Annotated in this window: 27 protein-coding genes; 14 read left to right on the forward strand and 13 right to left on the reverse strand. The window is 60.0% G+C overall.

The features are described from left to right. Nucleotides 1-65: 65 nt before the first annotated feature. On the forward strand, nt 66-1,259 hold the full coding sequence (locus PseAD21_RS08395) for an MFS transporter (RefSeq protein ID WP_102355285.1): 1,194 nt from the start codon (nt 66-68) through the stop codon (nt 1,257-1,259). Between the two features lie 63 nt (nt 1,260-1,322). Here the strand turns inward: PseAD21_RS08395 and PseAD21_RS08400 are convergent, their stop codons facing one another. The 3 genes from PseAD21_RS08400 to PseAD21_RS08415 form a co-directional block, all read right to left on the reverse strand. Next, complete coding sequence (locus PseAD21_RS08400) at nt 1,323-2,618, reverse strand: hypothetical protein (protein ID WP_146011269.1); 1,296 nt, start codon at nt 2,616-2,618, stop codon at nt 1,323-1,325. A 233-nt stretch (nt 2,619-2,851) separates the two neighbouring features. Then, nucleotides 2,852-3,265: an alternative ribosome rescue aminoacyl-tRNA hydrolase ArfB gene (gene arfB / locus PseAD21_RS08405; protein WP_095050152.1), complete on the reverse strand. Its 414-nt coding sequence runs from the start codon at nt 3,263-3,265 to the stop codon at nt 2,852-2,854. Nucleotides 3,266-3,488: 223 nt separating this feature from the next. Next, complete coding sequence (locus PseAD21_RS08415; RefSeq protein WP_102355287.1) at nt 3,489-4,907, reverse strand: amino acid permease; 1,419 nt, start codon at nt 4,905-4,907, stop codon at nt 3,489-3,491. Between the two features lie 892 nt (nt 4,908-5,799). Between PseAD21_RS08415 and PseAD21_RS29740 the strand changes: the two genes are divergently transcribed. Both PseAD21_RS29740 and PseAD21_RS08420 read left to right on the forward strand, forming a co-directional pair. Continuing rightward, the gene (locus PseAD21_RS29740) at nt 5,800-5,937 is read left to right on the forward strand and encodes a hypothetical protein (RefSeq protein ID WP_003222780.1); all 138 of its coding nucleotides are present in this window, start codon (nt 5,800-5,802) and stop codon (nt 5,935-5,937) included. Nucleotides 5,938-6,007: 70 nt separating this feature from the next. Further along, nucleotides 6,008-6,973, forward strand: a complete 966-nt coding sequence (locus PseAD21_RS08420) for a leucyl aminopeptidase (RefSeq protein ID WP_102355288.1) — start codon at nt 6,008-6,010, stop codon at nt 6,971-6,973. A 189-nt stretch (nt 6,974-7,162) separates the two neighbouring features. On the opposite strand, the gene rluB is transcribed toward PseAD21_RS08420, so the two are convergent. The 6 genes from rluB to PseAD21_RS08450 form a co-directional block, all read right to left on the reverse strand. Beyond that, nucleotides 7,163-8,383: a 23S rRNA pseudouridine(2605) synthase RluB gene (gene rluB / locus PseAD21_RS08425; RefSeq protein WP_102355289.1), complete on the reverse strand. Its 1,221-nt coding sequence runs from the start codon at nt 8,381-8,383 to the stop codon at nt 7,163-7,165. A gap of 142 nt (nt 8,384-8,525) precedes the next feature. Continuing rightward, on the reverse strand, nt 8,526-8,717 hold the full coding sequence (locus PseAD21_RS08430) for a DUF1289 domain-containing protein (RefSeq protein ID WP_102355290.1): 192 nt from the start codon (nt 8,715-8,717) through the stop codon (nt 8,526-8,528). Between the two features lie 148 nt (nt 8,718-8,865). Then, entirely contained in the window at nt 8,866-9,831 is a 966-nt protein-coding gene (gene scpB / locus PseAD21_RS08435; protein ID WP_102355291.1) for an SMC-Scp complex subunit ScpB, read from the reverse strand. 11 nt (nt 9,832-9,842) lie between these two features. Next, on the reverse strand, nt 9,843-10,541 hold the full coding sequence (locus tag PseAD21_RS08440; RefSeq protein WP_178082106.1) for a ScpA family protein: 699 nt from the start codon (nt 10,539-10,541) through the stop codon (nt 9,843-9,845). Between the two features lie 123 nt (nt 10,542-10,664). After that, complete coding sequence (locus PseAD21_RS08445; RefSeq protein WP_102355312.1) at nt 10,665-11,294, reverse strand: L-threonylcarbamoyladenylate synthase; 630 nt, start codon at nt 11,292-11,294, stop codon at nt 10,665-10,667. Between the two features lie 13 nt (nt 11,295-11,307). After that, nucleotides 11,308-12,171, reverse strand: a complete 864-nt coding sequence (locus PseAD21_RS08450) for a PHP domain-containing protein (RefSeq protein ID WP_102355293.1) — start codon at nt 12,169-12,171, stop codon at nt 11,308-11,310. Between the two features lie 87 nt (nt 12,172-12,258). Between PseAD21_RS08450 and PseAD21_RS08455 the strand changes: the two genes are divergently transcribed. The 6 genes from PseAD21_RS08455 (at nt 12,259) to PseAD21_RS08480 (ending at nt 16,687) form a co-directional block, all read left to right on the forward strand. Continuing rightward, entirely contained in the window at nt 12,259-12,858 is a 600-nt protein-coding gene (locus PseAD21_RS08455) for a septation protein A (RefSeq protein WP_102355294.1), read from the forward strand. Nucleotide 12,859: 1 nt separating this feature from the next. Beyond that, complete coding sequence (locus PseAD21_RS08460) at nt 12,860-13,159, forward strand: YciI family protein (RefSeq protein WP_007919677.1); 300 nt, start codon at nt 12,860-12,862, stop codon at nt 13,157-13,159. A 290-nt stretch (nt 13,160-13,449) separates the two neighbouring features. Beyond that, nucleotides 13,450-13,860: a translation initiation factor 2 gene (locus PseAD21_RS08465; protein WP_102355295.1), complete on the forward strand. Its 411-nt coding sequence runs from the start codon at nt 13,450-13,452 to the stop codon at nt 13,858-13,860. 7 nt (nt 13,861-13,867) lie between these two features. Then, nucleotides 13,868-14,545, forward strand: a complete 678-nt coding sequence (locus tag PseAD21_RS08470; protein ID WP_102355296.1) for a response regulator transcription factor — start codon at nt 13,868-13,870, stop codon at nt 14,543-14,545. 234 nt (nt 14,546-14,779) lie between these two features. Then, nucleotides 14,780-15,229 carry an LTXXQ domain protein gene (locus PseAD21_RS08475; RefSeq protein ID WP_102355297.1) on the forward strand — a complete coding sequence of 150 codons (450 nt, stop codon included), beginning with the start codon at nt 14,780-14,782 and terminating at the stop codon, nt 15,227-15,229. A 117-nt stretch (nt 15,230-15,346) separates the two neighbouring features. After that, nucleotides 15,347-16,687 carry a cell wall metabolism sensor histidine kinase WalK gene (locus tag PseAD21_RS08480; protein WP_102355298.1) on the forward strand — a complete coding sequence of 447 codons (1,341 nt, stop codon included), beginning with the start codon at nt 15,347-15,349 and terminating at the stop codon, nt 16,685-16,687. Between the two features lie 112 nt (nt 16,688-16,799). Here the strand turns inward: PseAD21_RS08480 and PseAD21_RS08490 are convergent, their stop codons facing one another. Further along, the gene (locus PseAD21_RS08490; RefSeq protein ID WP_102355299.1) at nt 16,800-17,366 is read right to left on the reverse strand and encodes a nitroreductase family protein; all 567 of its coding nucleotides are present in this window, start codon (nt 17,364-17,366) and stop codon (nt 16,800-16,802) included. 121 nt (nt 17,367-17,487) lie between these two features. On the opposite strand from PseAD21_RS08490, the gene PseAD21_RS08495 reads away from it, so the two are divergent. Next, nucleotides 17,488-18,942 (forward strand): TrkH family potassium uptake protein, encoded by a 1,455-nt coding sequence (locus PseAD21_RS08495; protein WP_102355300.1) that lies wholly within the window; start codon nt 17,488-17,490, stop codon nt 18,940-18,942. On the opposite strand, the gene PseAD21_RS08500 is transcribed toward PseAD21_RS08495, so the two are convergent. Beyond that, a complete protein-coding gene (locus PseAD21_RS08500) occupies nt 18,899-19,954 on the reverse strand; it encodes an AraC family transcriptional regulator (RefSeq protein ID WP_218244970.1) in 1,056 nt (351 codons plus the stop codon). The genes PseAD21_RS08495 and PseAD21_RS08500 overlap by 44 nt on opposite strands. Before the next feature lie 164 nt (nt 19,955-20,118). Here PseAD21_RS08500 and PseAD21_RS08505 point away from each other — a divergent pair, with 164 nt between their 5' ends. Together PseAD21_RS08505 and PseAD21_RS08510 are read left to right on the forward strand one after the other, a co-directional pair. After that, entirely contained in the window at nt 20,119-20,430 is a 312-nt protein-coding gene (locus tag PseAD21_RS08505; protein ID WP_102355302.1) for a DUF962 domain-containing protein, read from the forward strand. A gap of 26 nt (nt 20,431-20,456) precedes the next feature. After that, nucleotides 20,457-21,047, forward strand: coding sequence for an HD domain-containing protein (locus PseAD21_RS08510; RefSeq protein ID WP_102355303.1), 591 nt, complete (start codon nt 20,457-20,459; stop codon nt 21,045-21,047). Between the two features lie 124 nt (nt 21,048-21,171). On the opposite strand, the gene PseAD21_RS08515 is transcribed toward PseAD21_RS08510, so the two are convergent. Beyond that, nucleotides 21,172-21,987 carry a UDP-2,3-diacylglucosamine diphosphatase gene (locus tag PseAD21_RS08515; RefSeq protein ID WP_025110572.1) on the reverse strand — a complete coding sequence of 272 codons (816 nt, stop codon included), beginning with the start codon at nt 21,985-21,987 and terminating at the stop codon, nt 21,172-21,174. A 136-nt stretch (nt 21,988-22,123) separates the two neighbouring features. On the opposite strand from PseAD21_RS08515, the gene PseAD21_RS08520 reads away from it, so the two are divergent. Then, entirely contained in the window at nt 22,124-22,888 is a 765-nt protein-coding gene (locus PseAD21_RS08520) for an AraC family transcriptional regulator (protein WP_102355304.1), read from the forward strand. A gap of 181 nt (nt 22,889-23,069) precedes the next feature. Beyond that, entirely contained in the window at nt 23,070-23,963 is an 894-nt protein-coding gene (locus PseAD21_RS08525) for a DMT family transporter (RefSeq protein ID WP_102355305.1), read from the forward strand. Here PseAD21_RS08525 and PseAD21_RS08530 read toward each other — a convergent pair. Next, the gene (locus PseAD21_RS08530) at nt 23,957-24,244 is read right to left on the reverse strand and encodes a SelT/SelW/SelH family protein (protein WP_102355306.1); all 288 of its coding nucleotides are present in this window, start codon (nt 24,242-24,244) and stop codon (nt 23,957-23,959) included. The genes PseAD21_RS08525 and PseAD21_RS08530 overlap by 7 nt on opposite strands. Between the last annotated feature and the right edge of the window lie 64 nt (nt 24,245-24,308).

Below are 24,308 nucleotides of genomic sequence, written 5' to 3' on the forward strand. Positions count from 1 at the left end.
CCTGACACGTTCGCGCCGGTATCATAAGCAGCCTATCTAATCCTGCTTTCCCGTGGATCGTTCCCATGTCGTCCTCTATGTCAGAGCCGCAGCGCCCCCTTGCGGTCACGCTGCAAGTCGTGTCCATCGTCCTCTTCACCTTCATCGGCTACCTGAACATCGGCATACCGCTCGCTGTGCTGCCAGGCTATGTCCACAGTGATCTGGGCTTCGGCGCGGTGATTGCGGGGCTGGTGATCAGCGTGCAATACCTCGCTACCCTGCTCAGCCGTCCGTACGCCGGCAAGATCATCGACAATCAGGGCAGCAAACGCGCGGTGATGATCGGTCTGGCCGGTTGTGGCTTGAGCGGTGTGTTCATGCTGATCTCGGCGTGGACACCGAACCTGCCGATGCTCAGCCTGATCAGCCTGTTGATCGGTCGACTGGTATTGGGCAGCGCGGAAAGCCTGGTCGGCTCCGGCTCGATCGGCTGGGGCATCGGCCGGGTCGGCGCGGCTAACACCGCCAAAGTGATCTCGTGGAACGGCATCGCCAGTTACGGCGCGCTGGCGGTCGGCGCACCGTTCGGGGTGTGGCTGGTCGGCCAGTTGGGCCTGTGGAGCATGGGCGTCAGCATCATCCTGCTGGCGGCGCTGGGCTTGCTGCTGGCGTGGCCGAAAACCGCCGCGCCGATTGTCGCCGGCGAGCGCCTGCCGTTCATGCATGTGTTGGGGCGGGTGTTCCCGCACGGCTGCGGGCTGGCGCTGGGCTCGATCGGTTTCGGCACCATCGCCACCTTCATCACCCTGTATTACGCCACCCAGCACTGGGACAACGCGGTGCTGTGCCTGAGCCTGTTCGGCGCCAGCTTCATCGGCGCGCGACTGCTGTTCGGCAACCTGATCAACCGTCTCGGCGGCTTTCGCGTGGCGATTGCCTGCCTGTCGGTGGAGACCCTGGGCCTGTTGCTGTTGTGGCTGGCACCGGACGCGCATTGGGCGCTGGCGGGTGCGGCGTTGAGCGGTTTCGGTTTCTCGCTGGTGTTCCCGGCGCTGGGCGTGGAAGCGGTGAACCTGGTGCCGGCCTCCAGCCGTGGCGCAGCGGTCGGCGCTTATTCACTGTTCATCGATTTGTCGCTGGGGATCACCGGGCCATTGGCCGGGGCGATTGCGGCGGGGTTTGGTTTTGCCTCGATCTTCCTGTTCGCCGCCCTCGCCGCGCTGAGCGGTCTGATCCTGAGTGTGTATTTGTACCGAATTGCGCCAAAACATCATTAATCGCGCACGATTGGCCATTCAGACGATTGCGAATGGCCAATATACAACTCAAGTTTTTATACTTTAACCATGCCAACGAACGATAGCGAAGCTGTCGGGATCCCTGTTTCGACTGGAAACAAAGACAATCTTTCGATCTTTCTGAATCACCAGATCATGAATGATCTCCTCCTTGGGAAATAACACCTTCCCGTCATCAGCAAATCCCAAATCCCAGCCCATGTTCTGTTCAATGCTGGCAATAAATGCCTGGCTGTCCGGCCCCCCACGTAAATGAGCATAACCCGCCACTACAACGGTTGACGCCGCGTCATAAAGGGCCGCCTTCACCACATAAATATCATTGAATGCCAAACTAATATCGGCCCCCCATCCCTGCGGGCCAAAATGAGCATCCTCCTCACCATTCAACCCACGACATTGAAGCTGGAGATACAGATACTGCGGAACCCCATTATCCGAAGTACCCACGATATAAAACTGAGAACGATCGTCCCGTTTCAAAATGACGTTTTTAACCGAAGGGGCTCCATCAAAATAACCTTTTATCGAAAAATCAGGATCAAGATTACCTTGGGCATCATATCTGCCAACAAACCAGCTCTTCTCACGAAGACCCTCAGAAGCCGCGACAAGATAGTTATCACCTTGTCGAAGCAAACTCTCTCCTCTGACTACAATACTCGAACCTCGACGAACTATTTCCCATCCTCCATCACCGAACTCCTCGTTCAACATTCCGTCGCTTTTTACTTTGACCACAAACGCACCGTCGGAATAAACCCTGTCTTCAATCGTGGTCAGAAGCAACACGCCGCCGTCGTCCAATAACTCCATAGACCCATGGTAGTCGCGGCCTTTATCAGTCAGAAGTTGCTCCACCTTCTGGTCATCCGAACTGACAGGAGCCGCCTCTTTTACCTTTGGGATCCACAACATGACGCCTTTGCGGCCAAACCCTTCATCGAGCTTCCCACTCAAGTCAAATCGAGCCAATCCGGTAGCACTGTTAAAGCCGTTTTTTCGAACAAAGAACCCCACGACATACTTATGATGAGCCCTATCAAATTTTACGCTGTATGGCTGCGCCAGCCCCCAACCCGGGAAGAACTCCGACAGTTTGAAAACAGCAGCACCGCCATCACCGAAACTTTCATCAATCCCCCCACGCTCATCAAGCATCGACAAGTAGGTTTGTTGCAGGTCTTCTTGGGTTGCGCCGCAAAGAATCCTGTGCGGATCAGCAAGAACCGTTACGACCCGTGCTTGCAGACGCCGACCTGATCCATATAGATGCACCTGACTGCGCACACCAAAAGAATTATCGGGCGTGCCACGCTGGTTAATTGAGCTTGTCATCTGCTTTGCTCGATCAGGAAACCAGAACTCAGTGAACCGCTTAAAGCAATCCTACACACCTGTCAGATATGACAGGTGTGTAGACCGATGAGCTATAAGAAATTAGAAATTACAGCTACAGGTTTTCTCGCTCGCTCGTGTACTTCAATTCCGGAGCTGTTCATCTGAGCGGGGAGTGTGCAATGTATACCCCCCCTTCCTGATGAAATGGAATAATTCCAAGACGCCAGATTCTAAAAGTCCACCTTGCCGCGCCCGGCCTTTATGCTGCCGCGCTTGGTTTTCGACTCAAGCCGACGCTTCTTTGAGCCGAGGGTCGGTTTGGTCGGGCGACGCTTCTTTTCGACTTTGGTGGCGCTGAGAATCAGCTCGACCAGACGCTCCAGCGCATCCGCACGGTTGGCTTCCTGCGTGCGATATTGCTGGGCCTTGATGATCAACACGCCATCGCTGGTGATGCGACTGTCGCGCAACGCCAGCAGCCGCTCCTTGTAGAACTCGGGCAAGGACGAGGCCGGAATGTCGAAGCGCAGGTGCACGGCGCTGGAGACCTTGTTGACGTTCTGCCCACCGGCGCCTTGCGCGCGGATGGCGGTCAATTCGATCTCGGCATCCGGCAGATGCACGTTGTTGGAAATCACCAGCATGGAAAAACGTCCGTATTCAGAGTGTGCAGGATACCGCGAAACTGTCCGAACCTCCGATCCCCCCTGTAGGAGTGAGCCTGCTCGCGATAGCGGTAAGTCAGATAAATATTCGTCGACTGATACACCGCTATCGCGAGCAGGCTCACTCCTACAAGGGATTGTGTAAACCCCAGAAACGACAAACCCGGCACACAGGCCGGGTTTGTCGTTTTTGCGTCAGCGCTTACTTCGAAGCACTGGCCGCGTGGAGCGCCTGCTGCGCCCCACGCTTGTTCTTGATCACGTAGCAGACCCACATGAACACGACCCACACCGGAATCGCGTACACCGAGATCTGGATGCCCGGGATCAACAGCATCACGCAGAGGATGAACGCCACGAACGCCAGGCAGACGTAGTTGCCGTACGGATACCACAGGGCCTTGAACAGCGGCGTCTGCTTCGTCTTGTTCATGTGCTGGCGGAACTTGAAGTGCGAGAAACTGATCATCGCCCAGTTGATCACCAGCGTCGCAACCACCAGCGACATCAGCAGTTCCAGCGCGTGTTGCGGAATCAGGTAGTTGAGCAGCACCGCCACCAGCGTGACTGCTGCGGAGGCGAGGATCGAACGCACCGGCACACCGCGTTTGTCGATTTTCGCCAGACCTTTCGGCGCATCGCCCTGCTCGGCCATGCCCAGCAGCATGCGGCTGTTGCAGTAGGTGCCGCTGTTGTACACCGACAGTGCTGCGGTCAGAACTACAAAGTTGAGGATGTGCGCGGCGGTGTTGCTGCCCAGCATCGAGAACACCTGCACGAACGGGCTGCCGCTGTACGAGTCACCGGATGCATTGAGGGTGGCCAGCAAGCTGTCCCACGGGGTCAGCGACAGCAGGATCACCAGCGCGCCGATGTAAAAAATCAGGATCCGGTAGATCACCTGATTGATCGCTTTCGGGATCACGGTCTTCGGCTTGTCGGCTTCAGCTGCGGTGAAACCGAGCATTTCCAGACCGCCGAAAGAGAACATGATGATCGCCATGGCCATCACCAGACCATTGACGCCGTTGGGGAAGAACCCACCGTGCGACCACAGGTTGCTCACCGAGGCTTGCGGGCCGCCGTTGCCGCTGACCAGCAGGTAGCTGCCCAGGGCGATCATGCCGACGATGGCCACGACCTTGATGATCGCGAACCAGAACTCGGCTTCACCGAAGACTTTGACGTTGGCCAGGTTGATCGCGTTGATCAGTACGAAGAAGGCCGCTGCAGACACCCAGGTCGGAATGTCCGGCGCCCAATAGTGAATGTACTTGCCGACCGCAGTCAGTTCCGACATGCCCACCAGAATGTACAGAATCCAGCAGTTCCAGCCCGACAGGAAGCCGGCAAAGCCGCCCCAGTACTTGTGCGCAAAATGGCTGAAGGAGCCGGCCACCGGCTCTTCGACGATCATCTCACCGAGCTGGCGCATGATCATGAAGGCGATGAAGCCGCAGATGGCGTAGCCGAGGATCATCGACGGGCCGGCGGATTTCAGGACCCCGGCAGAGCCCAGGAACAATCCGGTACCGATCGCGCCACCGAGGGCGATCAATTGAATATGGCGATTTTTCAGGCCGCGTTTCAGCTCGCCTGATTGCGAGTTTTGTCCACTCATGAAAAAGGTCCCACGCAAGGTTTGATGATGTTCAGTAGACGTTGCTGCAAGGTTGCGATTTCAGACAACCCCGATCAAACCCCAGCGCAAGCACCAGGAATTCAGCGTTTTTACAACGGTCATGCGTCACCTGTTTGTTTTTATCTGTGACGAAATCGAACCCGACACGCTTGTGACGCGGCGGAGTGAACAAGGCGGATAGCCTTGAGGTTTGCGCGATTACGCAGGGAGTCACAGTAAAACGCGGCGCATTGTACACCGCTAACCCCCTGCTGCCAGACCCCGCTGGATCAGCGTGGCGCTTGCCGGGATTGCGTGGGTCCGCCTCGAGATAATCGGGCGGCTGCAAAAATTGAGTCAGGCCTTTGCAGGCCATCGACGGGGACGAGCGAAAAACCGCCCCACGGAGAGAAGTGAAGATCCATCACGGCGTTCATTGCGCCTCCTTCTTGTTATGCACCTGCACGACAGGCATGAGGCGCATCTCACCCTTCAAACGTTGCTGAAACAAGCGCGCCAGAGCCTTGCGCAGTGCCCGGCTGATCGGGCTTCGGCAGCTTTTCCTTACAGCACCGAAAGCGGTGCTCATCCACTGGGTTTTAACGTGCTTTTCGTAAATATTTCTTTACGACCCGTAACGCAAATTTTCCATTTCAGAAAAATCCGTAGGACGTCTGCAAATTGACGGTAGCTAGCTTGCTAATCAAAGTGACCACTTAGTTTTTTGTTTTCAAATAAGAAAACGCTCGGTAAAAAACAGAATAAAAAGTCTATTTAAATTTTAAATAAATAATTTTTTGCATTACAAAACACCCTGAACTAGGTTCTTCACGTCTTGCCGGCCACCTCGACCGGCCAGTCACAACCGTGAAAGTCATCTAGGAGATCGACCATGCAAGCACTGGAAAAAGACTTGGATACCGAACTGCAACTGGACGAATGGTTTGAAGCACCGACCCATGAGGCCGCCGTGGAAATGATGCAAGCCGACGCGGTGGTTCCGTTCGGCACGGCGATGTGGCCTCTGTAAGACATCCCGGGCGGGCACGATCCGGCCGGTCGTGCCTGCCGCTTTCTTCACGTTCAGTCAGGGAGGACACATGGATAAGCCACGCGCGATCTCGCATTTCCTTTACTACCTCGAACATCACCCGGCCCTTGTCGGCCTTGAGTCGGCGAAGGTATTGCTCGGCCACACGGCTGATTACGAAGCGCTGACCGGGGCCATCGCCGAACAGGCCGGCGATCATCCGCGTTTCACCTTCAGCGCCCGACGGCTGGATCTGGAAAGCACCGCAACGCTGACCTCGGCGATTACCGACAGCGATCTGTACATTTTCTTCTACGACTCTTCCACCCTGCCCAACCCGCGCCCCGACGGCCCGGAATTTGTCCGCGCGCTGCAAGGCGTGATGGCGGAAAACTGGAAGAAGTCGCTGCTGTTCAAGGATTACGGCGACTATTTCTACGACACCTTCAGCGTCACCCCGCAACGTATCGCGGGACTCAACAGCCACTTGATCCAGCGCATGTCTCAGGCAACGACACTGAGTTTCAAGGACGACCACGGCTCATGGTTCGAAACGCCGCTGAGCAGCATCAAGAAGTGGACCGACATCAACGGCGTCGGCAACTTCGACCTGGCCCCCGGCGAAATCGCCACCCACAGCGAAGCCATCAACGGTCATGTGAAATTCAAGGGCACGTTTCTCAGCACCATCCCGTTTGCGCGCAAGTACGGCGTGCTCGAGTCGCCGCTGGAACTGTGGATCGAGAACTCGACCATCAGCCGCATCGCCACTGACGTGCCGGGGCTGGAGCACGATTTCAACAAGTATCTGGACGCCAATCCGTCGAATCGACGGATTGAAGAGTTGGGGATCGGCACCAACGAAGGCGTGAAGGATTTGTATGCGCGCAATGCCGGATTTGAGGAGCGCCATTGTGGTTTGCATCTTGGGCTTGGCGGTGGGGCCAAGGGCAGCCATCACCTGGACCTGATTTTCTCCGGTGGGGTGTTGGCACTGGATGACAAACCTGTATTTGATGGCCGCTTCGTCTTTTAAGGCTGGCACCTGATCGTTCCCACGCTCCGCGTGGGAATGCAGCCTGGGACGCTCCGCGTCCCTCTAGAGCCGAACGCGGAGCGTCCGTTGAGGCATTCCCACGCAGAGCGAGGGAACGATCGGTGTGCGCCAGACGAAAAAAAACGCCAACCCTGCGGTTGGCGTTTTTTCATTTGGCGCTAAACCCGATCACTCAGGCTTCTTGCGGCCAAACCCCGGACGCTGGCCGGAACCGGCCGGTGCGCCGCGGCGCTTGCCCGACGGCTTGTCACCGTCGACCAGTTTGATCCCAGGACGCTTCGGCGCAGGCTTGGCCGGACGCTTGTTGGTAGTGTCCGCAGGACGATCCGCCACTGGCGTGCCGCGACCGGCAGGGGGACCACGTTCGCCACGCTCAGTGCGGCCGTTAGCCGGACGCGGAGCGCGCTCGCCGTCACGGGCAACTGGCTTGCGACCTGGGCGCTCGCCTTCGATCTGCGGCTCACGGCTCGGGCGTGGGCCAGTCGGCGCGCCAGCAACCGGACGCAGCGTGCGCACGCGCTCGGTCTTGGCCATCGGCCGCGACGATTTGCGCTGCATACGCTCAAGCTTGTCTTTGCTCTTGGCGTTCAGTTGCGGCATCGCCACTGGGGTCAGGCCGACTTCAGCACTGAGAATGTCGACTTCGTACTGGCTCATTTCGCGCCAGCGGCCCATCGGCAGGTCGGAGTTGAGGAACACCGGACCGAAACGCACGCGCTTCAGACGGCTGACCACCAGACCTTGCGATTCCCACAGACGACGAACCTCACGGTTACGCCCTTCCATCACCACGCAGTGATACCAGTGGTTGAAGCCTTCGCCGCCCGGTGCCTGCTTGATGTCAGTGAACTTGGCCGGGCCGTCTTCCAGCACGACGCCGGCCTTCAGGCGCTCGATCATTTCATCGTCGACTTCACCGCGTACACGCACGGCGTACTCACGGTCCATCTCGTAAGACGGGTGCATCAGGCGGTTGGCCAGTTCACCGTCGGTGGTGAACATCAGCAGACCGGTGGTGTTGATGTCGAGACGACCGATGTTGATCCAGCGGCCTTCTTTCGGACGCGGCAGCTTGTCGAACACGGTCGGACGGCCTTCCGGGTCGTCACGGGTGCAGATCTCGCCATCGGGCTTGTTGTACATGATCACGCGGCGGACCGACTCGGCAGCCTCTTCGCGCTTGATCACCTTGCCATCGATGGTGATGGCGTCATGCATGTCGACGCGCAGACCGAGGGTGGCGTCTTTGCCATTGACCTTGATCCGGCCCTGGCTGATCCAGGACTCCACGTCACGGCGCGAGCCGACGCCGATACGGGCGAGGACTTTCTGCAGTTTTTCGCCTGCTGGGCCGATTTCCTGGTCGTCTTTCTGATTGATGTCACTCATCTGGGCACCTCCCGGTGTGGTCTGTTCAGGCGGCGCCTGAAGCTTTGAAAACGGGTATTCGGGCGAAGGGATCGCCGAAGGGTCGCGAATCATACGCGGATGTGCGCCATCGCGCATCAGAGACTAGCTGATCGATCGACAGTTATTTCTTTTTCCGCCGACCGGCACGGCCGAGTTTGATCATGCGCAGTGCGGCTTCGGCCAGTACGGTACGCTTGTCGTCGTTGTCGAGTTTCTTCCAGGCGCGGATCTCGCGCTTGCTGCGGCCACAGCCGAGGCAGATGTCGTCGGTGAATTTGCAGAGGCTGATGCAGGGGTCTTTGGTGGAACTCATCAACATCTCCGGAAAAAACACAAATCCCTTGTAGGAGTGAGCCTGCTCGCGATGGCGGTGTGTCAGGCAAGAAAATGTGAACTGATACACCGCTATCGCGAGCAGGCTCACTCCTACAGGGGGGATGGCGGTGTTCAGGGGATAGTGTTCAGTCCTCGAACTCGCGGCGTTCGGCTTCGATGGCTTCGGCCAATGCGCGGGCTTCGGCCTCTTCTTCACTCAGTTCTGGTTCTGGCGCCGGCTGCTCGAGGGCGGCGACAGCAGCCAGGAGTTTTTCCCGAGCTTGTGCAACGCCAAGCACGTCTTCTTCCGGTTCGACTTCAGGCTCAATTTCAACTTCAATTGCCGGCCCGGCCATCTCGGCATCAGGTTCAGGCGTCGACACTTCGCCGTCAGCCGCATCACGCAGCAAATCATCGAAGTCGGTCTTGATCCCCTCCTCCATGCTGTCCAGTTCCAGCAACAACGTATGGAAACTGGTCTCTTCCTTCTCCTCCTCCGGCTCGGCGCTGGCATCGGCCAACTCTTGCAGGCCGGCGGGCACCGGCGCGTCGTCGAAGTCGAGCACGGGTTCGGTTTCCATCTCGCGCAGTTCGGCCAGCGGTGGCAGGTCTTCGAGGTTCTTCAGGTTGAAGTGATCGAGAAACGCCTTGGTGGTAGCGAACATCGCCGGTTTGCCCGGGACGTCGCGGTAACCGACGATGCGGATCCACTCACGCTCGATCAACGTCTTGACGATGTTGGTGTTGACCGCCACGCCACGCACGTCTTCGATCTCGCCCCGGGTGATCGGCTGGCGATAGGCAATCAGCGCCATGGTTTCCAGCAGCGCACGGGAATAGCGCTGTGGGCGCTCTTCCCACAAACGGCCGACCCACGGCGAAAACTTCTCGCGGATCTGCAAGCGGTAGCCGGAGGCGACTTCCTTGAGCTCGAACGCACGCCCCTCGCAGGACTTGGCCAGCAGGCTCAGGGCTTTCTTGAAGACCGCAGGTTCCGGCCGTTCGCCCTCTTCGAACAGTTCGAAAAGGCGTTCAAGCGATTGCGGCTTTCCCGAGGCCAACAGAAAGGCTTCAAGCAGGGGCGCCAGCTCGCGGGGTTCAGTCAGGTTCATGTTTCGACTCGTTATTCGGCTCGGGCTCGCACGTGGATCGCGGCGAACGGCTCATTCTGCACCAGCTCGACCAAGGATTCCTTGACCAGTTCAAGGATCGCCATAAAGGTCACCACCACGCCGAGGCGGCCTTCCTCGGCGGTGAACAGCTCGACGAACGGCACAAAGCCGCCGCCCTTGAGCCGTTCCAGCACATCGCTCATGCGCTCGCGGGTCGACAGCGCCTCGCGGCTGACCTGATGGCTCTCGAACATGTCGCCACGGCGCAGTACCTCGGCCATGGACATCAGAATCTCTTCCAGCGCGACATCCGGCAACAGCTTGCGCGCCCTTGCCTCAGGGGCGTCGAGCTTGGGCACCACCACGTCGCGACCGACCCGGCTGAGGCCGTCGATACCTTCGGCGGCGGCCTTGAAGCGCTCGTATTCCTGCAAGCGGCGGATCAGCTCGGCGCGCGGGTCGTCTTCCTCGTCTTCGACGGTTTCGGCCCGGGGCAGGAGCATGCGGGACTTGATCTCGGCGAGCATCGCGGCCATCACCAGGTACTCGGCGGCCAGCTCCAGACGCACCGACTGCATCAACTCGACATAGCCCATGTACTGGCGGGTGATTTCCGCCACCGGAATGTCGAGGATGTTGATGTTCTGCTTGCGGATCAGGTACAGCAGCAGGTCGAGTGGGCCTTCGAAGGCGTCAAGGAACACTTCCAGCGCATCCGGCGGGATGTACAGGTCCAGCGGCATTTCCATGACGGCCTGGCCGTAGACCATGGCAAACGGCAGTTCCTGCTGGGCGCCGGCCTGGGGATCAACAACGGTTTCCACTGCGGACATTCAGGCCTCGACCATGAACGGCGCGGGGTCGCCGCAACCGACGCGGATCACTTCCGGGTCGTCGCCGGTCAGGTCGATCACGGTGGACGCCTTGATTCCGCCGAAACCGCCGTCGATGATCAAGTCCACCTGATGCTCAAGCAATTGGCGCATTTCGTACGGATCGCTCAACGGATCATCGTCGCCCGGCATGATCAGGGTCACACTCATCAGCGGCTCGCCGAGCTCGGCCAGCAAGGCCAGCGCGATTGGATGACTCGGCACCCGCAGGCCGATGGTGCGCTTCTTCGCATGCAGCAGCAGGCGCGGCACTTCGCGGGTGGCGTTGAGGATAAAGGTGTAAGGCCCCGGCAGATGGGCCTTGAGAATGCGGAAGGTGCCGGTGTCGATCTTGGCGTAGTTGCCCAGTTGCGACAGGTCGCTGCAGATCAACGCGAAGTTATGCTTTTCATCGAGCTGACGCAGGCGTCGTACACGCTCGATGGCCGTCTTGTCGCCGATCTGGCAACCGATCGCGTAGGAAGAATCCGTGGGATAAATCACCACACCGCCCTTGCGGATGATCTCGACGGCCTGTTTGATCAGGCGCGCTTGCGGGTTTTCCGGATGGATCTGGAAAAATTGACTCACATTTTCTACCTGTTCAGACGGCGGCAATAACTGTGTCATGTTTGAACCGACACCACAGGGGTGGAAGGTCCTCGGGAACCGGCCGGTACTGGCCGATCTCGGACCAGCCGCCAGGGCCATGGAAGTCACTGCCGGCGCTGACCAGCAGACCGAACTCACGGGCAAGGATTGCCAGGCTGCCCACCTGTTCTGCGGGCTGAAAGCCATTGACCACTTCAATCGCATGCCCGCCCGCTTGAATATAGTCGGCAATCAGCTTTCGGCGCTTGCTGCGGGTGAAATCATAGTGCCAGGGATGCGCCAGACTGACCCAGGCACCGGCCGCGCGCAACGTGGCGACGGTGTCTTCGAGGGTTGGCCAGTGCAACTTGACGTCACCCAGCTTGCCGGCGCCGAGCCATTTGCGGAACGCCTCGGCGCGATCCTTTACAAAGCCTTCACGCACCATCCAGTCGGCGAAATGCGGACGGGCCGGGGCGTTGCCGCTGTCGCCCAGTTCCTGCTGAATTTTCCGCGCGCCGTCGAGGGCGCCGGGCATGCCTTTGAGGGCGAGCTTGCGGCTTATTTCTTCCGACCGCAGCCAGCGCCCATCGTGCAATTTGGCGATGGCCTCGACCAACGGAGCGGCGTTGACGTCGAAACCGTAGCCCAGCACATGAATGGTCGCGCCGCCCCAGGTGCAGGACAATTCGACGCCGTTGACCAGTTGCATGCCCAATTCTTTGGCGGTCGCGCGCGCTTCGGCGAGGCCTTCAAGGGTGTCGTGGTCGGTCAACGCCAGGACTCGCACGCCGTTTTCGAACGCACGCGCAACCAGAACCGCAGGCGCCAGGGCGCCATCGGAGGCCGTGCTGTGGCAGTGCAAATCAACATTCACGGTGAGTTGTAACCTCAAATCAGCTGGCGCTATCGCGCGCCCATATGTTTGTTATTATGCCGCCACATCCAGCTTCTGGCTCTTACTGTGAAACAATTCATCGATTTCATCCCGCTTCTGCTGTTTTTCATCGTTTACAAACTTGATCCACGGGTGGTCGATGTCGCGGGCCATGAAGTCACTGTAGGCGGTATTTACAGCGCCACCGCGATGCTGATCATCAGCTCCCTGGTGGTGTACGGCGCGCTTTTCATCAAACAGCGCAAGCTGGAAAAGAGCCAATGGCTGACCCTGATCGCGTGTCTGGTGTTCGGTAGCCTGACGCTGGCTTTCCACAGCGAAACCTTCCTCAAGTGGAAAGCCCCGGTGGTCAACTGGCTGTTCGCCGTCGCATTCATTGGTAGCCACTTCATCGGCGACCGCCTGCTGATCAAACGCATCATGGGCCACGCGCTGACCCTGCCGGATCCGGTCTGGACCCGCCTGAACATCGCCTGGATCGCCTTTTTCCTGTTCTGCGGGGCCGCCAACCTGTTCGTCGCCTTCACCTTCCAGAGCTACTGGGTGGACTTCAAGGTGTTCGGCAGCCTGGGCATGACCCTGATATTCCTGGTCGCACAGGGCATCTACCTGTCGCGCCATCTGCACGATGCCGATACCACAACAACACCAAAAACCGAGGACTGACATGCTCTACGCAATCATTGCCACCGACGTCGCCAACTCGCTGGAAGCCCGCCTGGCCGCGCGCCCTGCGCATCTGGAACGCCTGCAAGCGCTCAAGGGCGAAGGCCGCATCGTATTGGCCGGCCCACACCCGGCGGTCGACAGCAATGATCCGGGCGCGGCAGGTTTCACCGGCAGCCTGATCGTTGCCGAGTTCGATTCGCTGAGCGCCGCGCAAGCGTGGGCCGATGCCGATCCGTACATTGCCGCTGGCGTGTATGCCAACGTGGTGGTCAAGCCGTTCAAGCAAGTCCTGCCATAAGGCTTGAATCAAGGCTAAATGGGATTTCTGTGGTGAGGGGATTCATCCCCGATGGGTTGCGCAGCAACCCAAAAACCATCCAGTGCCTTATGCCTGGTACTCCGCATGCTCTGGTTTTGGGACAGCTGCGCTGGCCATCGGGGATAAATCCCCTCACCACAAAAATCATCAACCGCAATATCACCTTCGCCCGCACTGAACCTTCCTGGTTCTAACCGCTCTCAATCGCTCATTATTCTCGTTTGCCTGCCGACAACCTGCCCAATATCCATTTGCTAGCAGGAATCGCAATGCGCAAAGGTCCGTTGTGTCTGATGTGGGTCACGTTGACGATCATGGCGCCCGCCCATGGTGAGGAAACCACCGAAAGCGGCAGCTCCACGCCATTGTCGTTGAGTGCCGGCAGCCAGATTACCGAGTTGCAGCAGCGCCTTAAGGCCAGCGAGCAGCAACGGGAAGAACTGAACAAACAACTGCAAAATGCCGACAACACCCGTGAAAGCGCCCAGCTTGCCCGATTGCGCCAGGAGAACCAGCGCCTGAAGCTGCAACTCAAGGAAGCCCAGGCCAGCCCGTTGCCGCGTCTGTTGACCGAACAGCAGCAATGGTTCGTCACGGGCGCCGGAGTAGCGCTATTGGCGCTGCTCTGCGGTATCTTTGCCAGTGGAGCAAGCCGAAAACGTCGGCAATGGCTAAATTGAGTGAGTCATGAGCGAGCTGTTACTGATTGATGATGACCAGGAGTTGTGCGAACTCCTGAGTAGCTGGCTGAGCCAGGAAGGCTTCCAGGTGCGCGCCTGTCACGATGGCCAGAGCGCCCGCAAAGCTTTGGCCGAATCGGCCCCGGCGGCGGTGGTGCTGGACGTGATGCTGCCCGATGGCAGCGGCCTGGAACTGCTCAAGCAACTGCGCAACGAACACGCCGATCTGCCGGTGTTGATGCTCTCGGCCCGTGGTGAACCACTGGACCGCATTCTCGGTCTGGAGCTGGGCGCTGACGACTATCTGGCCAAGCCCTGCGACCCACGCGAGCTCACCGCCCGCCTGCGCGCCGTGCTGCGCCGCAGTCATCCGGCCGCGGTGTCGACCCAGCTCGAACTCGGCGACCTGAGCTTCAGCCCGGTGCGCGGCGTGGTCAGCATCGACGAGAAAGAACTGACCCTCACCGTTTCCGAAAGCCGTCTGCTCGAAGCCCTGCTCAAGCAGCCCGGCGAGCCGCTGGACAAACAGGAACTGGCGCAACTGGCCCTCGGCCGCAAGCTGACCCTGTACGACCGCAGCCTCGACATGCACGTCAGCAACCTGCGCAAGAAGATCGGCCCGCACCCCGATGGCCGCCCGCGCATCGTCGCCCTGCGCAGCCGTGGTTACTACTACAGCCTCTGAACCTGCCCCCCCCCAGCAGGAGTGAACCTGCTCGCGATGGCAGTGTATCAGTCGAGACTTTCTTGCCAGATACACCACTATCGCGACCAGGCTCACTCCTGCGGGGGTGTGTTTGTAAGGTTGGGAACAAAACGTCTTTACCCAAGCTTTACGCAGCGCTGACCGCCGCTGACCTTGATCTCCGTAATCTGTACTCATCCGGAACGTACCGGGAACGAGACAAGGAGATACACCATGCGCAAGACTCTTATCGCTCTGATGTTCGCTGCCGCTCTGCCAACCGTCGCCATGGCCATGCCACAGGATGGCGGCCCGATGGGTGGCCCGATGGACGGTGCACGCCACGGCGGTCAGATGCACGGCGAGCACGGCAAAGGCCCGTACAGCCAACTCGACCTGTCCCGCGAACAGCGCGATCAGATCCGCAAGATCATGGGCGAGCAGATGCACGAGCGTCGTCAGGTGGTCGAGAAGTACCTGGAAAAACTCTCGCCGGCTGACCAGAAAGCCATGAAGGACGAGATGGCGGCCAACCACAAGAAAGCCGAAGCCGACGTGCGCAACCTGCTGAAACCGGATCAACAGAAGAAATTCGACGAGATCCAGAAGAAACAGGCTGAACGCCGCGCCGAATGGGCCGAGTTCAAGGCGTGGAAAGCGCAACAGCCGCAAAAAACGCAATAATGTTCTGACCCGGATCCGACGGTTAATCCCGTCGGGCCTGTTGCCACTCAATCCAAATGTGGGAGCGGGCTTGCTCGCTCCCACATTGTTGAGTTTTTGTTTGATTGAGGATTTTCTGTGCGTTCATTGTTCTGGCGTATTCTCGCGAGCTTCTGGCTGGCCATTGCACTGGTTGCCGGCCTGTCCATTCTGCTCGGGCACATGCTCAACCAGGACGCGTGGATCCTCAGCCGCCATCCGGGCCTCAACACCCTGGCCGCCGAATGGACGCAAACCTACGAAGCCCAAGGCGAAGACGCTGCGCAGGAAATTCTTCAACAGCGCAAGCGCCAATACCACATCGACGTCCAGGTACTGAACGAGAGCGGCGACCCGGTGGTGCGCGGCACCTTCCCGCGCCGCGCCGCAGCATTCGAAGCCCGGCAAAACAACGATGACCGACGCCTGCCATGGCGGCGCCTGACCGACGAGTTCACCAGCGAAACAACCGGCGATACCTACCTGTTCATCTTCCGCATCCCGCACCCGGAACTCGACGCCTGGCACCGCGAAAGCCTGCTCTGGCCACTGAGTGCGCTGGGCATCGCGTTGGTGGTGCTGACCCTGTTCAGCCTGCTGGTGACCCTCTCCATCACCCGCCCGCTCAGCCGTTTGCGCGGCGCGGTGCATGATCTGGGGCAAACCACCTATCAGCAGAACAGCCTGGCGAAACTGGCCAACCGCCGCGACGAGTTCGGCGTGCTCGCCACTGACTTCAACCGCATGGGCGCACGCCTGCAAAGTTTGATCGGCAGCCAGCGTCAGTTGCTGCGCGACGTCTCCCACGAACTGCGCTCACCGCTGGCACGGCTGCGCATCGCCTTGGCGCTGGCGGAGCGCGCCAGCCCTGAAGAGCGGGAAAAACTCTGGCCGCGCCTGACCCGCGAGTGCGATCGGCTGGAAGCGTTGATCAGCGAAATTCTGGTGCTGGCGCGAGTCGATGCCGACAACGCCAGCGCCGAAGCCGTGGATTTGAACTCATTACTCGGCACGTTGCAGAAAGACGCGCAACTCGGCTCGCCAGAACAGACCGTGCGCCTGATCGCCGAGCCGCACCTGAACCTGACCGGCTGGCCGACCATGATCGAGCGCGCCGTCGATAACCTGCTGCGTAACGCCCAACGCTTCAACCCCGAGGGGCAGGCGATCGAAATGCACGCAGCGCATCAGGGCGAACGGATTGTGGTGAGCGTCCGCGACCACGGGCCGGGCGTGCAGGATGAGCATCTGAGCCAGCTGGGTGAACCGTTCTATCGGGCGCCGGGGCAGACGGCGGCAGGACATGGTCTGGGGTTGGCGATTGCCAAGCGCGCGGCGGAGCGCCACGGCGGGAGTCTGGTGCTGGCCAATCACCCTGAGGGCGGGTTTGTTGCCAGTCTGGAGTTGCCGTTGGTGCCGGGAGCGGTGGTTCAACCCTGATCAAAACAGTAGGAGTGAGCCTGCTCGCGATAGCGGTGGATCAGACAAAAATTCATTGACTGATACACCGCTATCGCGAGCAGGCTCACTCCTACATTTGATCAGTGGTGTGTCAGGCCTTGGACGGCCAGGCGCTGACGAACTCGGCCAGATCAACCTTCTCCGCCACTCGTGGCTCTTTCTGCGGCGTGCCGAGGTACAGGAAGGCAATCACTTGTTCGCCTTCAGCCAGGCCCAGCCCCTTGGCCACGTGCGCCGAATACGCCAGATCACCGGTGCGCCACACCGCACCAATCCCCTGCGCATACGCCGCCAGCAAAATCCCGTGCGCTGCACAGCCAGCCGCCAGCAATTGCTCGGCCTTCGGATACTTGACATGTTCCTGCAGTTTCGCGATCACCACGACCACCAGCGGCGCCCGCAGCGGGCCGTTACGCGCCTTGTCGATCATCGCTTCGGTGACTTCGCCGTCCTGCATCTGCGCTGCTTCGGCGAGCAACTCGCCCATTTGCTCGCGTGCCGCACCTTCGACAGTCAGGAAACGATACGGCTGCAGGTGGCCGTGATCCGGCGCACGCAGAGCTGCACCGAACAAGGCTTCGCGCTGCTGCACGGTGGGGGCCGGTTCGACCAGTCGTGGAACGGAAACACGGTTGAGCAACGCGTCGAGAGCCTGCATCGGCCACCTCCTGAGAAAAATGTGCGGCTATTCTAGCGGTATCTGCCAACCGGGTGCCGGTTTACATGCCTGCCCCCACGGGTAGAATGGCGCCCTTCCCACTTCAGCCCGAGCGGACTTCATGGCGTTGCCGACCTTACGGATCATTGGTTTCATCATCGGCATCTTCCTGATCACCCTGGCCGTCGCCATGGTCGTGCCCATGGCCACTCTGGTGATTTTCGAGCGCACCAGCGACCTGCCGTCGTTCCTCTGGGCGAGCATGATCACCTTCGTCGCCGGCCTTGCCCTGGTAATCCCCGGTCGCCCCGAACACATTCATCTGCGCCCGCGCGACATGTATCTGCTGACCGTCAGCAGCTGGCTGGTGGTGTGCATTTTCGCCGCGCTGCCGTTTTTGCTGACCCAGCACATCAGCTACACCGACTCGTTCTTCGAAAGCATGTCCGGCATCACCGCCACCGGCTCGACCGTGCTCAGCGGGCTGGACACCATGTCGCCGGGGATCCTGATGTGGCGCTCGCTGCTGCACTGGCTCGGCGGCATCGGCTTCATCGGTATGGCGGTGGCGATTCTGCCGTTGCTGCGCATCGGTGGCATGCGCCTGTTCCAGACCGAATCGTCCGACCGTTCGGAAAAGGTCATGCCGCGCTCGCACATGGTGGCGCGCCTGATCGTGGCGGCCTACGTCGGCATCACCATCCTCGGCAGCCTGGCGTTCTGGTGGGCGGGGATGAGCCCGTTCGATGCGATCAACCACGCGATGTCGGCGATTTCCACTGGTGGATTCTCGACCTCCGACCAGTCATTGGCGAAGTGGACGCAACCGGCAGTGCACTGGGTCGCGGTGGTGATCATGATCCTCGGCAGCCTGCCGTTCACCCTGTATGTGGCGACCATGCGCGGTAACCGCAAGGCGTTGATCCGCGATCAGCAGGTGCAGGGTTTGCTCGGCATGTTGCTGGTGACCTGGCTGGTGCTCGGCACCTGGTACTGGTGGACCACCAACCTGCATTGGCTGGATGCATTGCGGCATGTGGCGCTGAACGTCACGTCGGTGGTCACCACCACCGGTTTTGCCCTCGGCGACTACAGCCTGTGGGGCAACTTCTCGCTGATGCTGTTTTTCTATCTGGGCTTTGTCGGCGGCTGCTCCGGCTCGACCGCGGGCGGGATCAAGATCTTCCGATTCCAGGTCGCCTACATCCTGCTCAAGGCCAACCTTAACCAGTTGATTCACCCGCGTGCAGTGATCAAACAGAAGTACAACGGCCACCGTCTCGACGAAGAAATCGTGCGCTCGATTCTGACCTTTTCGTTCTTCTTCGCCATCACCATCTGCGTGATCGCCCTGCTGCTGTCGCTGCTCGGCGTCGACTGGATGACTGCACTGACCGGCGCCGCCAGCACCGTCTCCGGTGTCGGCCCGGGCCTGGGCGAGACCATCGGCCCGGCGGGCAACTTCGCCACCCTGCCGGATGCAGCCAAGTGGATCCTGTCGTTCGGCATGCTGCTCGGCCGACTGGAGATCATTACGGTGTTTGTGCTGTGTATTCCGGCCTTTTGGCGTCACTGATCGGCGTCTGCAACAGCCGCGCCCGGTAATCGCCGGGCGTGGTGTCGAACCAGCGGCGGAAGGCGCGGAAGAAGTTGCTCGGATCGGCAAACCCCAACAGATAGGCAATCTCCAGCAGGGTCATGCTTGGCTGCGCCAGGTACTGCTCGGCCAGTTCACGGCGGGTGTCATCGAGCAACTGCTGAAAACTCGTGCCCTCCTCCTGCAATCGCCGCTGCAGGGTGCGCTGCGACAGATGCAGGGTCTGCGCCACCGTATCGCGCTTGGGTTCACCCTGGGGCAATAAACGACACAGCACCTGCCGTGCCTTGTGGGTCACGCGGCTTTCGGAAAACCGCGCCAGGTATTCCCCGGCAAACCGGTCGTGCAGCAGCGCCATGGCTTCGTTGGCGGTGGGCAGCGGTGCCTCCATGTCGGTGCGTTCGAAGATCAACGCATCGTACGGCGCGTTGAACATCAGCGGCGCATGGAAGGCTTGTTTGTAGGGTTGCAGGTCATCGGGCTCGTCGCCCTGAAACAACACTTTGACCGGGTGCAGCGTGCGCCCGGTGAGCCAGCCGCACAGGCCCAGCGCACAGGCCAGCGAGGCTTCGGCGCTCTGTCGGGTCGGCGGCAGGTGATCGCCATGCACCGTCAGAATCAGCGCATAACCTTCTTCAATCAGACGAAAACTCAAGTCGGCGCTTTCGGCGATGATCCGCTGATAACGCACCAGGCGCTGAAAGCCTTCGGCCAGGGTGTTGCTCGACATCAAGGCGTAGCCGGCGACATGGAACGAGGCCGGTCGCACCACCTTGCCCATGTTCAGGCCGATCGCCGGGTTGCCGGACAGCTCGACCGCCCGTTGCCAGAGTCGGGTCATGGAATCTTGCGGGAAGCGCGCATCCGGATCATCCAGGGCCGCGTAATCGAGCCCCAGTTGCTTGAACAGTACCCGGCAATCCAGGCCGTCCATCTCCAATGCTTTGACAATCCCCATCGCCCAGCTTGCAGAAGTCGTTCGTTCGCTCATGGCGTTATTCTTTTACATGATGGATCGCATGCTACGACCCGATTTGCGAAGGATACTAAAGTGGCGCCCATTGTCACTGGCTGATGACTCTGTTCACTCTAGACTCAAATAAGCTACCCGCCGAACAACTTGCCGTCAGAACAATAACCACAGAGATCGCGGTCGTGGAAAACATCAAGCAGTTCAATAGCTTCGCTGAGTTCTACCCGTATTACCTCAGCGAGCACAGCAACAGTACCTGCCGGCGATTGCATTTCATCGGCACTACGCTGGTGATATTCATTCTGGCCATGACCATCGCCAAAGGCGCCTGGCTGTTGTTACTCGCCTTGCCGCTGGCCGGTTACAGCTTCGCCTGGGTCGGGCACTTTTTCTTCGAGAAAAACCGCCCGGCAACCTTCCAGCACCCGCTGTACAGCCTGCTCGGCGACTTCGTCATGTACCGCGACATGATCCTCGGCCGCGTGGCGTTCTGAAACCCGACACACCAGGAGGCTTGCCGATGAGCGCCAATGCCCGCTTCACCCACATGAAGGACGGCACGCAGGAAGACTGGGCGATCATCGCTGCAGATTTCAGCGCCTACGCCCGGCAACTGCCGTCCCGGATCGTCGCGCACCTGAAATTGCTCGAAGGCGATTTCGGCGGCTTCCCGGTGGATCGCCTGACCCACTCGCTGCAAACCGCGACCCGCGCCTATCGCGATGGACGTGATGAGGAATACGTGGTGTGCGCGCTGCTGCATGACATCGGTGACACCCTCGGTTCCTACAACCATCCGGACATCGCTGCAGCGATACTCAAGCCGTTCGTCAGTGCCGAGAACCTGTGGATGGTCGAGAAACACGGCATCTTTCAGGGCTACTACTTCTTCCATCACCTGGGCATGGATCGGCACCTGCGCGAGCAATTCGCCGCGCATCCGCAGTATCAGGCCACGGCGCAGTTCTGCGCCAAGTACGATGCGGCGGCGTTCGACCCGGCGTATGACACCCTGCCGCTGAGCTTCTTCGAGCCGATGATGGCGCGGCTGTTTGCGCAGCCCAGACATTCGATCTACAAGGCGGCGATGGAAGAACACAACCCGGCTTGATGACTGCCACCATTCAAAAATGTGGGAGGGGGCTCGCTCCCGAAGACGGTGTGTCAGATAAACATGTAATGACTGATACACCGCCTTCGGGAGCAAGCCCCCTCCCACAGGGGATCTCTGGTGTCTAGGCGATCTCTGCCACTTTGGCAGCCTTGAGTTCTGCCTCCCGCGCCTGCGCATCCGCCAGACGATACAACTCGATCGTGCCGTCCCAGTGCTCGATCAACGCCGTGCAAGACTCCACCCAATCGCCGCAATTGAGATAGTCCACCTCGCCGACCTTGCGGATCTCGGCATGGTGAATGTGCCCGCAGACCACGCCGTGCAACTCGCGTTTGACGCACTCGTGGGCAATGGCTTCTTCGAAGTCGCTGATGAAACTCACCGCGGTCTTGACCTTGTGCTTGAGGTACGCCGACAGCGACCAGTAACCGTAGCCATACCGGGCCCGCCAGTGGTTGAGCCAGCGATTGAGGGTCAGGGTGAACTCGTAGGCCGAGTCGCCGAGAAAGGCCAGCCAGCGGTGATAACGGGTGATCACATCGAACTGATCGCCGTGAATCACCAGCAGGTGCCGACCATCCGCCGTGACGTGCACCGCCTCGTCAACCAACTGAATGTTGCCCAGGATCAGCTTCGAATAACGACGCAAAAACTCGTCGTGGTTGCCGGTGACGTAGATCACCTCGGTGCCGCGTTTGCTCATGGTCAGCAGGCGGCGGATCACGTTGGTGTGCGCCTGCGGCCAATACATGCCGCCGCGCAGCTTCCAGCCGTCGATGATGTCACCGACCAGGTAGATCTTGTCGGCGTGGTAGCCCTTGAGAAATTGCGACAAGTGCTCGGCCTGGCAATCACGCGTGCCCAAATGCACGTCGGAAATCCACAGGGTACGCACCCGTTGTTTACGGCTGGGTCTGGCGAGCTCGGCGCTGGTCATGGGCAACCCTCTGCGATGTTTTCGCCACTCTGCGCTTGTCCGGTTAATCGACCATGACAAGCGTGAGTCAGTCGTGTGACAACGCATCCGGCGTGGGTCGGTGTAGACTGGCGATCACTTCGGAGACGACCCTGCCATGCGACCGATCCTCACCCTGCGTCAGTACACCCACGACTTGATCGTCCACAGCCACGACCACGCGCAACTGGTGTTCGGGCTGTCCGGTGCGTTGGATTTCGAGGTCGAGGGTTGTGGCAGCCAGGTTCGTCAGCAGAGCTTCGTGGTGATCCCTTCCGGCGCTCATCATGCCTGCGGCAGTCCCGATGGCAGCCGCTGTCTGGTGATGGATATTCCTGACGGGCAATGGCTGGTCGACTCGCTGGGCGATCATGCCGACGCCAGCCGCCGCTTGCTTGATCAGCCCGCGCGCCTGTCGCTGGATTCCGGGCAGAGTCAGTTGGTCAGTTGGCTGGCGAACAGTCCGGTCAGCGATCCGTTGATCGCGCAGCAAGGTTCAGTGTTGCTCCTGGCCAGCCTCAATCAGGCGCGGCCGGCCGAGCTGGCGGCCCGACGCCTGCCCTATGCGGCGCTGGATGCGCACATCGAGCAAAACGCCGCTTATCCGCTGCAGGTTGCCGATCTGGCGCGGGTTGCCGGGCTCTCAAGCGCGCGCCTGCATGCACGCTTCATGGCCGAATGCGGGCAGACGCCGATGGATTACATCCGCAGCCGACGTCTGCATCTTGCGGTGCAAATGCTGCGCGACACCGCACTGCCGATTGGCGAGATTGCCAGTCGCGTCGGCTACAGCTCGCAGAGTGCCTTCTCGGCCGCCGTGCTGCGCGAGTTCGGCGCATCACCCGGCCAGCTTCGTCGCGACTCCTGCGACAAACGACGATAGTCCGCCGACAGACTTTCGACCTTCCCCGGCTCATTATGTGTCCGCTGCTGATCGTTCCCACGCTCCGCGTGGGAATGCAGCCCGTGACGCTCCGCGTCACTGGACGCAGAGCGTCCCCAGAGGCGTTACCACGCAGAGCGTGGGAACGATCAAGAATTGTGTTTGAGATAGAAGGATTTCGATGACTCCGCGTACCGCCCTCGGCGCTCTGCATATCGGTGCTTTGATGTTTGGCCTGACCGGTGTGTTCGGCAAACTCGCTGCTGCGTCCCCCGCCGTGATCGTCTTCGGTCGCGCTGCTTTCGCCGTGCTCGCCTTGGCATTTTTCGCCCGTTTTGCCAGTCAGCACGGCTGGCAGAAACTTCAGGCCGTGGATTGGCGGCGCCTGGCCCTCAGCGGCGTATTGCTGGCCGGGCACTGGGTGAGTTTCTTCCTGTCGGTGAAGATCGCCGGTGTCGCCATCGCAACATTGGGCTTCGCCAGTTTCCCGGCCTTCACGGTGATTCTCGAAGGGCTGATCTTCCGAGAACGCATCCGTGCCAATGAAATTGTGCTGGTGGTGCTGGTCAGCATCGGCCTGATTCTGGTGACCCCGGCCTTCGACCTGGGCAGCGGCGCGACCATCGGCTTGCTTTGGTCGGTGCTGTCAGGACTGCTGTTCTCGCTGTTGTCACTGACCAACCGCGCCAGCTCCGGGCGTATTCCGGCGGTGCAAGCGGCGCTGTGCCAAAACGTCGTGGTGGCGCTGTGTCTACTCCCAGTTGCAGCACCGCAGCTGAGCGAAGTGCGCGCACTCGACTGGCTGTGGATTGCGCTGCTCGGGGTGTTCTGTACCGGCGTCGCGCACAGCCTGTTTGTGGCAAGTCTGGCGGTGATCAAGGCGCGTACGGCGGCAGTAGTGTTTGCGCTGGAGCCGGTCTACGGCATCACCGTCGCCTGGCTGTTGTTCAATGAAAACCCGACGTCGAAGATGTTGATCGGCGGTGCGTTGATCATTGTTGCCATCGTCGTGTCAGCGCGGATGTCCGGCCATGCCGACAAGAAAACCGTCGCCGCCGAGGCTGCGTCTCACTGAGTGCGGTCGTTGTGACCGAGATCGCGGTCAGGATCAATCTGATCGCGAACCCGCTGCTTCAACACCTTGGCCTCGGGAAAACCGCCGTCGGCCTTGCGTTCCCAGATCTGCACACCGGCGCAGGTGATGTGAAATCCCCCGCCGGTGCCTGGCACCAGTGACACTTTGCCGAGGTCGTCAGCGAAGGTGCTGAGCAGTTCCTGCGCCAGCCACGCGGCGCGCAGCAGCCACTGGCATTGGGTGCAATAGGTGATGACAACTTCTGCTTTTGCGACAGTCATGTTCGCTGAAACTCCTGAGACAGAGGGCGCCGCTATAATAGCCGGCTTTATCGCTTGCCCCGAG

The organism is Pseudomonas sp. AD21, from assembly GCF_002878485.1.
Taxonomy (GTDB): domain Bacteria; phylum Pseudomonadota; class Gammaproteobacteria; order Pseudomonadales; family Pseudomonadaceae; genus Aquipseudomonas.

Coding starts and splice junctions, on each gene's coding strand:
- PseAD21_RS08395 (WP_102355285.1), top strand. CDS start 66: ATGTCGTCCTCTATGTCAGAGCCGCAGCGCCCCCTTGCGGTCACGCTG.
- PseAD21_RS08400 (WP_146011269.1), bottom strand. CDS start 2,618: ATGACAAGCTCAATTAACCAGCGTGGCACGCCCGATAATTCTTTTGGT.
- arfB (WP_095050152.1), bottom strand. CDS start 3,265: ATGCTGGTGATTTCCAACAACGTGCATCTGCCGGATGCCGAGATCGAA.
- PseAD21_RS08415 (WP_102355287.1), bottom strand. CDS start 4,907: ATGAGTGGACAAAACTCGCAATCAGGCGAGCTGAAACGCGGCCTGAAA.
- PseAD21_RS29740 (WP_003222780.1), top strand. CDS start 5,800: ATGCAAGCACTGGAAAAAGACTTGGATACCGAACTGCAACTGGACGAA.
- PseAD21_RS08420 (WP_102355288.1), top strand. CDS start 6,008: ATGGATAAGCCACGCGCGATCTCGCATTTCCTTTACTACCTCGAACAT.
- rluB (WP_102355289.1), bottom strand. CDS start 8,383: ATGAGTGACATCAATCAGAAAGACGACCAGGAAATCGGCCCAGCAGGC.
- PseAD21_RS08430 (WP_102355290.1), bottom strand. CDS start 8,717: ATGAGTTCCACCAAAGACCCCTGCATCAGCCTCTGCAAATTCACCGAC.
- scpB (WP_102355291.1), bottom strand. CDS start 9,831: ATGAACCTGACTGAACCCCGCGAGCTGGCGCCCCTGCTTGAAGCCTTT.
- PseAD21_RS08460 (WP_007919677.1), top strand. CDS start 12,860: ATGCTCTACGCAATCATTGCCACCGACGTCGCCAACTCGCTGGAAGCC.
- PseAD21_RS08465 (WP_102355295.1), top strand. CDS start 13,450: ATGCGCAAAGGTCCGTTGTGTCTGATGTGGGTCACGTTGACGATCATG.
- PseAD21_RS08470 (WP_102355296.1), top strand. CDS start 13,868: ATGAGCGAGCTGTTACTGATTGATGATGACCAGGAGTTGTGCGAACTC.
- PseAD21_RS08475 (WP_102355297.1), top strand. CDS start 14,780: ATGCGCAAGACTCTTATCGCTCTGATGTTCGCTGCCGCTCTGCCAACC.
- PseAD21_RS08490 (WP_102355299.1), bottom strand. CDS start 17,366: ATGCAGGCTCTCGACGCGTTGCTCAACCGTGTTTCCGTTCCACGACTG.
- PseAD21_RS08495 (WP_102355300.1), top strand. CDS start 17,488: ATGGCGTTGCCGACCTTACGGATCATTGGTTTCATCATCGGCATCTTC.
- PseAD21_RS08500 (WP_218244970.1), bottom strand. CDS start 19,954: ATGAGCGAACGAACGACTTCTGCAAGCTGGGCGATGGGGATTGTCAAA.
- PseAD21_RS08510 (WP_102355303.1), top strand. CDS start 20,457: ATGAGCGCCAATGCCCGCTTCACCCACATGAAGGACGGCACGCAGGAA.
- PseAD21_RS08515 (WP_025110572.1), bottom strand. CDS start 21,987: ATGACCAGCGCCGAGCTCGCCAGACCCAGCCGTAAACAACGGGTGCGT.
- PseAD21_RS08520 (WP_102355304.1), top strand. CDS start 22,124: ATGCGACCGATCCTCACCCTGCGTCAGTACACCCACGACTTGATCGTC.
- PseAD21_RS08525 (WP_102355305.1), top strand. CDS start 23,070: ATGACTCCGCGTACCGCCCTCGGCGCTCTGCATATCGGTGCTTTGATG.
- PseAD21_RS08530 (WP_102355306.1), bottom strand. CDS start 24,244: ATGACTGTCGCAAAAGCAGAAGTTGTCATCACCTATTGCACCCAATGC.